The sequence below is a fragment of the Streptosporangium sp. NPDC000396 genome, from assembly GCF_042898655.1.
In the GTDB taxonomy this organism is placed as follows: domain Bacteria; phylum Actinomycetota; class Actinomycetes; order Streptosporangiales; family Streptosporangiaceae; genus Streptosporangium.
Genome location: NZ_JBIAZA010000033.1, coordinates 80,209 through 92,647, shown reverse-complemented (window position 1 = coordinate 92,647; position 12,439 = coordinate 80,209). Strand labels below are relative to the sequence as shown.

The following is a 12,439-nucleotide window of genomic DNA, read 5'->3' as shown; positions in this document are numbered from 1 at the left end:
GGTCGGCGATGTACGAACGTGATGTGCTGGCGGGAAACTGGCGGCGTCCCCTCAAGGGGAAGATCCCTCAGGTTCCCGCGGAGCTCGACCTGGTCGTGGAAGACGCCGACGGCGGCTTCTGCGGCGCCGTGGTGGCCTGCGACAAGGAGGCCGTCACCCTGGAGGACCGCTTCGGGCGGCGGCGGGTGTTCCCGCTGGAGCCCGCCGCGTTCCTCCTGGAAGGCAAAGTCGTGACGCTGGTACGGCCCGCCGCCGGACCACGGGGTCCGAGGCGTTCCGCCTCCGGCTCCATCGCGGTGGAGGGTCTGCGGGCCCGGGTGGCCAGAGAGAGCCGGATCTACGTGGAAGGCGCGCACGACGCCGCGCTCGTGGAGAAGGTGTGGGGTCACGACCTGCGGGTGGAGGGCGTGGTCGTGGAATACCTCGAAGGGGTCGACCACCTGCCCGCGATCGTCGAGGAGTTCGAGCCGGGCCCGGACCGCCGTCTGGGCGTGCTCGTGGACCACCTGGTCCCCGGCTCGAAGGAGAGCCGGATCGCCGCCCAGGTCTCCTCCCCGGACGTGCTCATCGTGGGGCATCCGTTCGTGGACATCTGGCAGGCGGTCAAGCCGTCGGTGCTGAAGATTTCCTCCTGGCCGGCGGTTCCGCGCGGCGTACCCTGGAAAGAAGGGGTCATCACCGCCCTGGGCTGGCACCTGGAACCTGCCGACGCATGGCGGCGCATTCTCGGGTCGGTCACCACATACGCCGATCTGGAGCCGGAACTTCTCGGCCCGGTGGAGGAATTGATCGACTTCGTGACTGTTCCCAGCGAGGATGACTAACCCCGCACCCATCAGGAGGGGCCATGAGCGTCAATCCCGAGGATCCGCGGCCCGAGAGCGCGGGCGACGACCAGACCCGGCGGGCCGACCGGCCACCCTCGCCCGGCTTCGCCACGCCCGGCCAGGACGACTCGCCGCCCGCCCCGCCCCCTTCCGCCTCGTCGTACGGTTCGTACGGCTACGGTTACGGCTACCAGGACGGCCGGCCGGGGAGCCCGCAGAGCCCGTATCCCCCGCCCGGCTACGGATTCCAGGGACAGCCGGGGGCGTACGGCCCTCGGCCGGGCAGTGACGACACCACCCTGGCCATGCTCGCCCATCTGCTGGGCCTGCTGACCTCGTTCGTCGGGCCGCTGGTGATATATCTCGCGAAGAAGGACGAGTCTCCTTATGTTCGGAGTCAGGCGGCCGAGGCGCTCAACTTCCAGCTCACCCTGCTGATCGCCTACTTCGTCTGCTGGATTCTGGCGTTCGTGCTGATCGGCTTCCTCCTGATGTTCCTGGTCTGGATAGCCTCGATTGTCTTCATGGTCATCGGCGCCATCGCGTCCAACCGCGGTGAGAACTACCGCTATCCGATGAACATCCGCTTCGTCAGCTGATCACGTCAGGTCGCGCACCAGGGCGTCGGCCAGGAGGCGGCCGCGCAACGTCAGCACGGCGCGGCCCGCCTTGAAGGGCTCCACCTCCAGCAGGCCGTCGGCCAGCGCCTGGGCGATCACCGGCGGCCGGTCGATCTCCTTGAGAGGGAAGCCCTGGGTGAGCCTGAGCTCCAGCATCAGCCGCTCCACCGCCCTGTCCTCCGCGGTCAGCACCTCGCGCGCGTGCGCCGGCGAGACGCCGGAGGCCAGGCGCTGGGCGTAGGCCGCCGGGTGCTTGACGTTCCACCACCGGGTGCCGCCGACGTGACTGTGCGCGCCGGGACCGACCCCCCACCAGTCGCCGCCGGTCCAGTAGAGCAGGTTGTGCCGGCAGCGCCCGGCCTCCGAGGTCGCCCAGTTGGACACCTCGTACCACTCGAACCCGGCCTCGGCGAGCATGGCGTCGGCGATGAGGTAGCGGTCGGCGGCCACGTCGTCGTCGGGCATCGGGAGCTCACCGCGCCGGATCCTGGCCGCCAGCCTGGTGCCGTCCTCCACGATCAGCGAGTAGGCCGACACATGGTCGGGCCCGGCCTCGATCGCCGCGGCCAGCGAGGCCCGCCAGTCGTCGTCGCTCTCTCCCGGCGTGCTGTAGATCAGATCCAGGTTGACGTGGTCGAACCCGGCCTCCTTGGCCTCCCGTACGGCACGCGCGGGCCGGCCCGGAGTGTGCCGGCGGTCCAGCACCTCGAGCACGTGCTCGCGGACGCTCTGCATGCCGAAGCTCATCCGGGTGAACCCGCCGCGGCGCAGCTCGGCCAGGTAGGCCGGGTCCACGGACTCGGGGTTGGCCTCGGTGGTCACCTCGGCGTCCGGGGCGAGCCCGAACTCCGCCTCGATCGCGCCCAGGATGCGGACCAGGTCCCCCGCGGGCAGCAGGGTCGGCGTGCCTCCGCCGAAGAACACGGTCTCGACCGGAAGGTCCACGTCACCGAGGTTGGCACGCGCCCGCCGTACCTCGTCGATGGCGGTGTCCGCATAGTCCTTGTGCGAGGCGCCGGGACCGAGCTCGGACGCCGTATAGGTGTTGAAGTCGCAGTAACCGCAGCGGGTCACGCAGAAGGGCACGTGGACGTAGAAACCGAAGGGCCGCTCGCCGAGCCCGCGGAGCGCGCTGCCGGGGAGCCGGCCCGAGGCCGGTACGGGATCGCCGTCGGGAAGAGTGGATGGCACGACACCAAGTCTGCCGCTCCCGCCGCGATGCCCGGAACGACGGGACCGGGCACACGCTCGGCGGAAAGCCCACCCGCGAGATCCGCAGGACCCGCCCGGCCCGCCCGCAGAACCCGCCCACCTGCTTCGGCCCCACCCGCAGGACCCGCTACTTCGCCCCTACCCGCAGGACCCGCTCGGCGACCTCGTCCCACAGGGCGGGGTGGCCGGGGTAGGCGAGCAGGCGGCGCATCAGGTCCTTGTCTCCGTGGTAGGCGCGGAAGGACTCGGTGACCGTGACGCTGTCGTCCGGGCGGGAGACGATCTCGACGGCGTCGCCGCGGCCCAGCTCGCCCTGCTCGATCACCTGCAGATAGGCACCGACCCGGCCGACCTGGGTGAAGCGCTTGACCCAGCCCCGCTCGTCGAGCCAGTTGCGGAACACCACACACGGCACCCGCGGGCCCGTGACCTCCAGGAGGGCGGTGCCGATCCGCCAGCGCTCGCCGATCTTCGCGCCGTTGACGTCGAGCCCCTCGGTCGTGAGGTTCTCGCCGAACTGGCCGTTGCGCAGGTCGCGGCCCAGCTCGCCCTGCCACCAGTCGTAGTCCTCGCGGGCGTAGGAGTAGACCGCGTGGTCGAGCGAGCCGTGGTGCTTCGTGTCGGCCCGCTCGTCACCCGCCAGGCCGTTCTCCCCCACCGCGACGCGGCCGTCCACGGCGGACTTGTCGATCGCGGTGCGCTTGAGATCTCCCGCCCACTCGGCGTCGACAGCCCGGCCCACGTTCACGGCGAGAATACGCATGAGTGTGACGGTATCCGACGCCTCGACCGCACAGCCAGCCGATATTCCCGGCTCCGCCCGCTCGGACCGTTCCCGGCTCCGCCCGCCCACCCGGGCCGGCACGCCATGGCACCGGCCGGGCACACGAGGGGCCCGCTTCCTCCGCGGCGCAGGCTCGCGTGCGGAAACCTACTTCTTGGTCTTGTCGGCGGAGGACGACTCGGTGGACAGCGCGGCGACGAAGGCCTCCTGGGGCACCTCGACGCGGCCGACCATCTTCATCCGCTTCTTGCCTTCCTTCTGCTTCTCCAGCAGCTTGCGCTTACGGGAGATGTCACCGCCGTAGCACTTGGCGAGGACGTCCTTGCGGATGGCGCGGATGTTCTCACGGGCGATGACGCGGGCGCCGATGGCGGCCTGGATCGGCACCTCGAACTGCTGTCTCGGGATGAGCTCGCGGAGCTTCTTGGCCATCTCGACGCCGTAGCCGTAGGCCTTGTCCTTGTGGACGATGGCACTGAAGGCGTCCACGGCCTCGCCCTGCAGCAGGATGTCGACCTTCACCAGCTCGGACTCCTGCTCGCCGAAGGGCTCGTAGTCGAGGGATGCGTAACCACGCGTGCGGGACTTGAGCTGGTCGAAGAAGTCGAAGATGATCTCGCCGAGCGGCATGGTGTAGCGGATCTCGACGCGGTCCTCCGACAGGTAGTCCATGCCCTGGAGGTTGCCCCGGCGGTTCTGGCAGAGCTCCATGATGGCGCCGATGAACTCCGACGGGACCAGCACGGTCGCCTTCACCATCGGCTCGAAGACCTTGTCGACCTTGCCCGTCGGGAACTCCGAGGGGTTGGTGACGACGACCTCCTTGCCGTCTTCCATGATCACTCGATAGATCACGTTGGGCGCGGTGGAGATGAGCGAGAGGTTGAACTCCCGCTCCAGGCGCTCACGGACGATCTCCATGTGGAGCAGGCCGAGGAATCCGCAGCGGAACCCGAAGCCGAGGGCCGCGGAGGTTTCCGGCTCGTAGATCAGGGCGGCGTCGTTGAGCTGAAGCTTGTCCAGCGCCTCACGGAGCTCGGGGTAGTCGTCGCCGTCGATCGGATACAGGCCCGAGAACACCATGGGTTTAGGGTGCTCGTAGCCGCTGAGCGGCTCAGTGGCCGGACGCGCGCCGGAGGTGACCGTGTCACCGACCCGCGACTGGCGGACGTCCTTCACGCCGGTGATCAGATAGCCCACCTCGCCGACGCCCAGACCCTTGTCCGCGACCTTCGGCTCGGGCGAGATGACCCCGATCTCCAGGGTCTCGTGGGCCGCGCCGGTGGACATCATCTGGATGCGCTCGCGCTTGCCCAGGTGCCCGTCCATGACCCGGACGTAGGTGACCACGCCGCGGTAGGTGTCGTAGACGGAGTCGAAGATCAGCGCACGGGCGGGCGCGTCGGCGTCGCCGACCGGGGCCGGGATGTTCTGCACGACGTGGTCGAGCAGCTCCCGGACGCCCACGCCGGTCTTGCCGGAGACCTTCAGCACGTCCTCCGGCTCGCAGCCGATGAGGTGGGCGATCTCCGCGGCGTACTTCTCCGGCTGGGCGGCGGGAAGGTCGATCTTGTTGAGCACCGGGATGATCGTCATGTCGTTGTTCATGGCCAGGTAGAGGTTGGCCAGAGTCTGCGCCTCGATCCCCTGCGCGGCGTCGACCAGCAGGATCGCACCCTCACACGCCTGGAGCGAGCGGGAGACCTCGTAGGTGAAGTCCACGTGCCCGGGAGTGTCGATCATGTTGAGGACGTAGTCGGTGCCGTCCACCTGCCACGGCAGCCGGACCGCCTGCGACTTGATGGTGATGCCGCGCTCGCGCTCGATGTCCATCCGGTCGAGGTACTGAGCGCGCATGGAGCGGTCGTCGACCACGCCGGTGATCTGCAGCATACGGTCGGCAAGCGTGGACTTGCCGTGGTCGATGTGCGCGATGATGCAGAAATTGCGGATCACCGCGGGATCGGTCTGGCCAGGCTGAATGCGCACCGGTGTCCGTTTCGACGGGATTGACGACGATCTACGACTGGCATACCAGCCGTCTTCCATGGTGACATGTCCGGGTGATTGCCCGGACCAGAGCACGGCGCGGCCTGCGGTTTCTCGCGATGGTGGCGGCCGTGATCCTTATACTTCCCGGGGTGGCCGCGGCCACCCTCACGCTGCAGTTTACCGGGACACCCGCTCCGTGGGCGAAGACCACCGGTCACGACGCCCTGTGGCTGGGACACGCGTGGGTCGACGGCCGCAAGAGCGCCGCCGACGTGAGGAATCTGGCCGCGCGACTGCGCAAGACGGGCATCAGAGACGTGTACGTCCACTCGGGCCCGTTCGACTCCGATGGATCGCTGCCCGCTACAAAGCACTCCAACGCCGGAAATTTCCTGAAGTGGTGGCGTGCCGAGCTGCCGAAGGTCCGGGTGTCGGCCTGGCTCGGCCAGAAGGTCGACGGCTTCCTGGATCTCGATGATCCAGCCTCCAGGCAGCGCGTGCTGGACGGCGTGCGCGACATCATGGCGCTCGGCTTCGACGGCGTGCACTACAACTTCGAGCCGCTGGGAGACGGCGACACCGCGTTCCTGGACCTGCTGACCCGGACCCGCCAGCTCGTCGGCGACGGCCTGCTCTCCACCTCGACCCCGCAGATCGAGCCGTTCCCGCTGACCCGCCCGATCGTGCGCACGGCCATCAGCCACGACAAGTACTGGTCACCCGACTACTTCCGTCAGGTGGCGGCCCTCACCGACCAGGTGGCGATCATGACCTACGACTCCTATCTCCCCTCCGAGCTGCTCTACGGGGGCTATGTCGTACGGCAGGGCACCCTCGCACTGGAACTCGTGCCCGAGGAGAAAACCGTGCTGATCGGCGCACCCGCCTATCACGATCACGGCATATCGTGGGGCGACGCGGCGGAGAGCGTCGCGACCGCCGCCGAGGGCGCGCGGCTGGCGCTGACCGCTCACGGCAAGCCTCGCGAGCGGTTCGGGCTGGCGCTCTACGTCGACTTCGCGGCCACGGCGGAAGACTGGAAGGAGTACGACCAGTTCTGGTACCGCCCGTGAGGACAACACGGTAAACTGATCAGGCATCCTTCTGTCCTGCAAGTCGATTTGAGCGACCCTCCGGACAGTTGGTAGCCTGTTCAACTGCGTGTGGCGCGCCCTCTCTGCCCGCGCGCCCCACTCCAACGACATTCACCGAGGCTTCTTCGTGGCGAACATCAAGTCCCAGATCAAGCGCAACCGGCAGAACGAGAAGGCCCGGCTGCGCAACAAGGCTGTCAAGTCGTCCCTGAAGACGGCGATCCGCAAGTTCCGCGAGGCCGCCGACCAGGGCAACGTCGAAGAGGCTGTCGCGCTCCAGCGCGCCGCCTCCCGTCAGCTGGACAAGGCTGCCAGCAAGGGCGTGATCCACAAGAACCAGGCCGCCAACCGCAAGTCGGCGATCGCCCAGCGCGTCGTCGCCCTGTCGGCCGCGAAGTAATCCAGGTTCTTCCGGACGCCGCACCCCTCATGGGGTGCGGCGTTTCCGCGTTACCCGCCATATGGCTCCGCCGCCGCGCCACTCCGCGCCGGCCCAGCGCACCACTCCACGCTGGCCCAGCGCACCACTCCGCTGTCAGACCGCCCCGCGTCACCCACCGCACCGCTCCCGCGCACCCAGCAGAAACTCCCGGCTGGGGCGGGAAGTGCCCCGCGGATTCCCGCCGTCCCGCGCGGCGCCCATATGGCACCCCGCCCCGCGAAGACGCCATGCAGGCTCCGGTTCGCCGCGATCGCCACGTTCGCCGCAGGCCCGAGCTTGATCTCGGCTTCGGTGGCGAGAAGTCGATGCGTGTTCGCCGCGGGCTTCGAAGATCAGGTCCACGGCCGCGGGCATGGCTCGCGGCGACTCCCGCATCCCTGCGAGGCCGCCCGTCTGGAGCGTCGCTCGCGGCGGGCGGGAACCGTACGGCGATCCCTTGATCCGCACGGCGGCAACCGGTCCGGGCCTCCCGCAGGCCGCCAGGCAGAGCCTCCCGCGGGCCGCGGACAGGGCTAATCCAACTCGCCGAGCAGATCCCTGAGCAGGTCACCGAGACGCTCGCGGTCCTTCTCGGACAGCGCGGCCAGCGCCTCGTGCTGAGGCTCCAGCCCCGCGACCACGGCCTGGTCGATGACCCGGAGCCCTTCGGCCGTCAGGCTGACGCGCAGCGCCCGGCGGTCGTCGGGGTCGGGAGTACGGGCGAGCAGCCCGGCGCGCTCCAGCCGATCGAGCCGTCCCGTCATGCCGCCCGAGGTCAGCATGAGCGTGGCGGTCAGCGCCTTGGGCGACAGCGTGTACGGCTCACCGGCCCGGCGAAGCGTGGCGAGCACGTCGAACTCGCCCCTGTTCAGGCCGTACGCCCCGTACACCTCCTCCATGCGATCCGCCATGAGCCGGGAGATCCGGTAGATCCGCCCGAAGATCCCCATAGGTGACGGCTCCAGATCGGGCCGCTCTTTCCGCCACTGCCCCATGATCCGGTCAACCGGGTCCTCTGTCATGGCCACAAGCATAGCTTGACGGTAAATAACTTAGTGCTAAGTTACTTGCTGTTGAGTTTGTTTTAAGGAGTCCCATGTTCGCCCCGCGCCTTGCCCTGATAGCCGCCACCGCCTTCGCCCCCACGGTCTGGGGCACCACCTACATCGTGACCACCGAGCTGCTCCCCCCGGGTCGCCCGCTGCTCACCGCCTTACTCCGCGCGCTTCCCGCCGGGCTGCTCCTGATCGCCGTGACCCGGACGCTTCCCAGGGGCAGCTGGTGGTGGCGGGCCCCGGTGCTGGGCGCACTGAACATCGGCATGTTCTTCCCCCTGCTCTTCCTGTCCGCCTACCGGCTGCCCGGCGGCGTCGCCGGGGTGCTCGGCGCCGTCCAGCCGCTTATCGTCGCCGGGCTCACCCGTGCCGTGCTTCGCGAGACCGTCCCGATCCATCGCGTCCTCGCCGGGATCGCGGCCGCGGTCGGCGTCTCCCTCGTCGTGCTCAAGGCCAACGCCGCTCTCGACACCATCGGCGTCGTCGCGGGCCTCATCGCCGCGGTGGGCATGGCCAGCGGGGTCGTCCTCACCCGCGCCTGGGGAAAGCCCTCGGGCGTGGGCGATCTGGCCCTCACCGGCTGGCAGCTCACCGCCGGCGGTCTGATGATCGCCCCGATAGCCCTCACCGTCGAGGGGATGCCGCCCGCGCTGGACGCGGCCGCCATCGGCGGTTACCTCTGGCTGGGTCTCGTCGGCACAGCCGCCGCCTACACCCTGTGGTTCCGCGGCATCACCCGGCTGCCCGCCTTCCAGGTCTCCCTGCTCGGCACCCTCAGCCCGCTCACCGCCGCGCTGCTCGGCTGGGCCGTCCTCGGCCAGTCCCTGAGCCCACTCCAGCTCACCGGCTTCGTTCTCGCCCTCTCCGCGACCGTCCTCGGCCAGCTCCCCTCACTCCGGCGCCCCCGCACCACCCCGTCCCCGCAGCCCGCCTAGGGTCTGTTCGCGGATTCTCACCTACGCAGCGGGTCGCCTAACGGCCGGTACGGCTGGCGACGACGGTCTGGATCATGTGCTCCAGCGCGTAGGCAGGGTCGGCGCCACCGCCTTTGACCTGCTCGTCAGCGGCCGCGGTGGCTTGGAGCGCGCGGGCGATGCCATCGGGACCCCAGCCGTTCAGCTGCCGCTGGACCCGGTCGATCTTCCAGGGCGGCATCCCAAGATGGCTGGCGAGCTGCCCGCCTCGCAGGTTTCGCGGAGCGCCGCCCACCTTGGCCAGCGAGCGCAAGCCTCCGGCGACCGCGCTCACCAGCAACACGGGAGCCGTCCCCGTGGCCAGGGCCCAGCGAAGCTGCTCCAGAGCGTCACCCAGACGACCCTCAACGGCCGAATCGGCCACGGTGAACCCGCTCACCTCCGCCCGGCCCCGGTGGTAGCGGGCGACGGCGGCCTCGTCGATGACCTTGCCCGGCGTGTCGAAGGCGAGCTGGCTGCAGGCGGCGGCGAGCTCCCTGAGGTCGTTGCCCACCGCGTCGAGCAGGGCACCGGCCGCGTCGGCACCGATGGTCCGCCCGGCACGCTTCAGCTCAGCCTTGATGAACGCGAGCCGTTCCGCCGGTTTGGTGATCTTGGTGACGGTGACCACATGAGCGCCCGCCTTCTTGACCCCGTCGACCAGGGCCTTCCCCTTGACCCCGCCGGGGTGGGCGAGGACCAGCACGGTGTCCTCCGCCGGATGAGAGGTGTAGGAGACGATCTCGGTGATGACCTCTTTGACGAGGTCCTGAGCCGAGCGGATCACCACCACCGACCTGTCGCCGAACAACGACGGCGAGGTCAGCCGGGTCAGCTCCCCCGGCTCCACCTTCCCGCCGGTCAGATCGTGCACCTCGGCGTTCGGGTCCGCCGCCCGCACCGCCGCGATCGCCTCGCCCACCGCCCGGTCGGCCAGCAGTTCCTCATCGCCGAGTACCAAGGTCACGGGTGCTGGATCGGTTGCCGCCATGTCCAGCAGCATGCCACGTACCGGTGACCGAATCGCAATCAGCAAGCCATTCGCAATCGGAATGCAGGCGACGTGGGGCACTCTTGGAGCAGCCAAAGGAGGTGAAACCTCGATGAACTCCGTTACCTGCCGTCATGCCTGCCCGCACTGCGGAACGACCCTCGACGAGGGTCCCATCATGTATCGATGCGCTCCCTGCGGCCGTTCGTTCTACGCCGCCGATGTGAACACCGAGTTCCGCCGCCCGGCCAAGGCCTCGGTCTAGCGGGGCGATCGCGGTGCTGGGGTCGCGGGCGACGCGCGGGCCCGCCGTACGCCTCCGACGCCGAGATCCGCAGGCGGCGCGACGTGGTGGAGCGAGCCACCGCGCGACTCAGGTGGCGGCGCACACCGGTCTCGCGTCACGCCGGATGCGCCGAGGGTCCGGCATGGCGGTCAGGCGCTTCGCGCTTGGGCCACCCCGGTGGCGTCCATATAGTCACGGCAGTGGACGATGTGTCCGTTCCTGACTCGGAGGATCAACAGGCCGGGCACCCGGAACCGGCCGCCGGTGGTGGCCACGGTGCCCAGCACCTCGTGCTCGACGACTATCACCTCGGAATCCGTGGTCTCGTATGTGACCACGTCGCGAATCTCCTCCACCTGTGCCGGGCTCGCATCCCATATGGCCCGGTAGCCGGCGCGGATCTCCTCCCGGCCCTCGAATCGGGGCGGCAGGCCGGGAAAGGCGAAGGGGAACTCGTGGACGGCATCCTCAGCGTAGAGATCGGCGAGAGCATCGGCCGACTTGCGATGCATCGCGTCGTGATAGCGGGTGACGATGTCCGGGATCTGCATGACCACTCCATTCACTCAACGCTCGTTGAGCAATCACTCAACGAGCGTTGAGTGTATGGATCGCGATCTCTTGAGTCAACGGCTGTAGAGTCCCCGCATGAACCTCTCCCGGGCCGAACGGCGTCGCCGTTCCGAGCAGCGCATCCTTGAGGCGGCGCGCCTGCTGTTCGCCGAGCGGGGCTTCGATCGCACGACCATCAGGGCCGTCGCCGGAATGGCCGGTGTCGATCCGGCCCTTGTCATGCAGTATTTCGAGTCCAAGCAGGAGCTGTTCAACCAGGCCATCCAGGCCTCTCCCGCGCCGGAGGGCGCCGCGGAGCCGGGGGAGCTCGTCGAGCGGATGCTGGAGACGCTCGGCGCGAAGCTGAGCGGCCTCCCCCCTGCCTCGCTGGCGATGATGCGCTCGATGCTCACCAACTCCGACGCGACCGCCTCGGCCAGGGCCTCGCTCGGCAGGCAGATCGATCAGATCGGCACGGCACTTCCCGGGGCCGACTCCCGGCTGCGTGCGGCGCTGGTGTCATCGATCATGCTCGGTGTCACCATCGGCCATCAGCTGCTCGAACTCGATCCCCTGCGCGAAGCCTCCCGGGAGGAGATCGACCGTCTTATCCGCCCCTGCCTGCTCGCGCTCCTGCAGGACACCGCATGACGTCTCATGGCCACGATGTGTTCGGTCGCGACACGTCTTCGTCATGGTCGCGTTCGTCATGGTCGCGACGCGTTCGGCCGGGCTCCGCACCTGACCGGCCGGAGATCCCCCGCGTGCGCCCCGCCTCTCCTTGACGCCTCTTCTTGAACGGCTCTCCACCCCGCCGCTCGACGCGACGGGGCGGATTCATCAACGTTCTCACCGAGAACGGCGGAGCCTTCTCGGCTCCGGAGTCTAAGCCCGCGCCGACAGCTCACCCCATCGGGGCGATTGAAGCTGGGTCCTCGACTCCCCCGAACCGAGGACGACAGGCACTCTATCGGCGCGGGCAGCCCAGCGGGTCGCGAACCGGCGAGCTCGCCACGGTGACGGGGGAGAATACGCTCACCGTCTCGCCACGGAGGTCACTCCGCGTGCACCGGCCACGACCGTGGTGAAGGATCGCCGGACTTGACCGTCGGCAACGGACCCTTGCCGGTCCCGTCAGCGACGGCTATCCGGCCGCCCTGGCACGGTTCAGTGACCGCAGGTTTACGAGGGGCCCGTGAGGTGACTGGCGATCAGTCCCTCAAGCTGGGTGGTCGCAGATCGCCAGTCGGAGGGCAGCTCGTGGCAGCGGGTGGCCTGCCGGCCGCGGTAGCTCAGGGTGCGGGTGAAGTGATCGGCGACGTCACAACCCGCCGACGAGGAGCTCCACGTCGAGACGTTGCCGAGCCTGCGGCGCAGGGAGCGGAACTCCTCGTCGGTGAGCTGGAAGTCGGCGGTCGTGGCGGCGGCGGCCACGTGGGCCTCGCCGTACTGACCTATCGTGATGCTCTGGCGAATTCCAGCGAAGCCACCCGACTTCTCGTAGCTGATCATCGCCGCTGAGCGGACGGTCACGGTCGGCGCCGAAGTCTCGGCCCAGGCCACCGCCGGGCCCGCCGCCATCGCCGCCACGATGGCCGCAACGGCCACGCGCTTCAACATGAATATGTCCTTTCCACGGGTGTGGAGCGTTT

The 12,439-nt window shown here is 69.0% G+C and carries 14 protein-coding genes; 7 read left to right on the top strand and 7 right to left on the bottom strand.

Features of this window, described 5'->3' with window-relative positions; genetic code table 11:
• Positions 1–8 precede the first annotated feature (8 nt).
• Together ACFY2X_RS38355 and ACFY2X_RS38350 are read left to right on the top strand one after the other, a co-directional pair.
• Positions 9–824, top strand: a complete 816-nt coding sequence (locus ACFY2X_RS38355) for a DUF3097 domain-containing protein (RefSeq protein WP_389947987.1) — start codon at positions 9–11, stop codon at positions 822–824.
• Between the two features lie 23 nt (positions 825–847).
• Positions 848–1,426: a DUF4870 domain-containing protein gene (locus tag ACFY2X_RS38350; protein ID WP_389947986.1), complete on the top strand. Its 579-nt coding sequence runs from the start codon at positions 848–850 to the stop codon at positions 1,424–1,426.
• On the opposite strand, the gene hemW is transcribed toward ACFY2X_RS38350, so the two are convergent.
• The 3 genes from hemW to lepA form a co-directional block, all read right to left on the bottom strand.
• Positions 1,427–2,638, bottom strand: coding sequence for a radical SAM family heme chaperone HemW (hemW, locus tag ACFY2X_RS38345; protein ID WP_389947985.1), 1,212 nt, complete (start codon positions 2,636–2,638; stop codon positions 1,427–1,429).
• A 148-nt stretch (positions 2,639–2,786) separates the two neighbouring features.
• Positions 2,787–3,422, bottom strand: coding sequence for an MOSC domain-containing protein (locus ACFY2X_RS38340; RefSeq protein WP_389947984.1), 636 nt, complete (start codon positions 3,420–3,422; stop codon positions 2,787–2,789).
• A gap of 168 nt (positions 3,423–3,590) precedes the next feature.
• Positions 3,591–5,432 carry a translation elongation factor 4 gene (gene lepA, locus ACFY2X_RS38335; RefSeq protein ID WP_389947983.1) on the bottom strand — a complete coding sequence of 614 codons (1,842 nt, stop codon included), beginning with the start codon at positions 5,430–5,432 and terminating at the stop codon, positions 3,591–3,593.
• A gap of 131 nt (positions 5,433–5,563) precedes the next feature.
• On the opposite strand from lepA, the gene ACFY2X_RS38330 reads away from it, so the two are divergent.
• Both ACFY2X_RS38330 and rpsT read left to right on the top strand, forming a co-directional pair.
• A complete protein-coding gene (locus ACFY2X_RS38330) occupies positions 5,564–6,508 on the top strand; it encodes a hypothetical protein (protein ID WP_389947982.1) in 945 nt (314 codons plus the stop codon).
• Between the two features lie 148 nt (positions 6,509–6,656).
• A complete protein-coding gene (gene rpsT, locus ACFY2X_RS38325) occupies positions 6,657–6,929 on the top strand; it encodes a 30S ribosomal protein S20 (protein WP_389947981.1) in 273 nt (90 codons plus the stop codon).
• Positions 6,930–7,483: 554 nt separating this feature from the next.
• On the opposite strand, the gene ACFY2X_RS38320 is transcribed toward rpsT, so the two are convergent.
• A complete protein-coding gene (locus ACFY2X_RS38320) occupies positions 7,484–7,972 on the bottom strand; it encodes a MarR family winged helix-turn-helix transcriptional regulator (RefSeq protein WP_389947980.1) in 489 nt (162 codons plus the stop codon).
• A 74-nt stretch (positions 7,973–8,046) separates the two neighbouring features.
• Between ACFY2X_RS38320 and ACFY2X_RS38315 the strand changes: the two genes are divergently transcribed.
• A complete protein-coding gene (locus ACFY2X_RS38315; protein ID WP_389947979.1) occupies positions 8,047–8,940 on the top strand; it encodes an EamA family transporter in 894 nt (297 codons plus the stop codon).
• Between the two features lie 37 nt (positions 8,941–8,977).
• Here ACFY2X_RS38315 and holA read toward each other — a convergent pair whose 3' ends face one another.
• The gene (gene holA / locus ACFY2X_RS38310; protein WP_389947978.1) at positions 8,978–9,961 is read right to left on the bottom strand and encodes a DNA polymerase III subunit delta; all 984 of its coding nucleotides are present in this window, start codon (positions 9,959–9,961) and stop codon (positions 8,978–8,980) included.
• Positions 9,962–10,061: 100 nt separating this feature from the next.
• Between holA and ACFY2X_RS38305 the strand changes: the two genes are divergently transcribed.
• Complete coding sequence (locus ACFY2X_RS38305; RefSeq protein ID WP_389947977.1) at positions 10,062–10,214, top strand: hypothetical protein; 153 nt, start codon at positions 10,062–10,064, stop codon at positions 10,212–10,214.
• Between the two features lie 170 nt (positions 10,215–10,384).
• Here the strand turns inward: ACFY2X_RS38305 and ACFY2X_RS38300 are convergent, their stop codons facing one another.
• Complete coding sequence (locus ACFY2X_RS38300) at positions 10,385–10,786, bottom strand: nuclear transport factor 2 family protein (protein ID WP_389947976.1); 402 nt, start codon at positions 10,784–10,786, stop codon at positions 10,385–10,387.
• 97 nt (positions 10,787–10,883) lie between these two features.
• Here ACFY2X_RS38300 and ACFY2X_RS38295 point away from each other — a divergent pair, with 97 nt between their 5' ends.
• Complete coding sequence (locus ACFY2X_RS38295; RefSeq protein WP_389947975.1) at positions 10,884–11,438, top strand: TetR family transcriptional regulator; 555 nt, start codon at positions 10,884–10,886, stop codon at positions 11,436–11,438.
• 531 nt (positions 11,439–11,969) lie between these two features.
• Here the strand turns inward: ACFY2X_RS38295 and ACFY2X_RS38290 are convergent.
• Positions 11,970–12,407, bottom strand: a complete 438-nt coding sequence (locus tag ACFY2X_RS38290) for a hypothetical protein (RefSeq protein ID WP_389947974.1) — start codon at positions 12,405–12,407, stop codon at positions 11,970–11,972.
• Between the last annotated feature and the right edge of the window lie 32 nt (positions 12,408–12,439).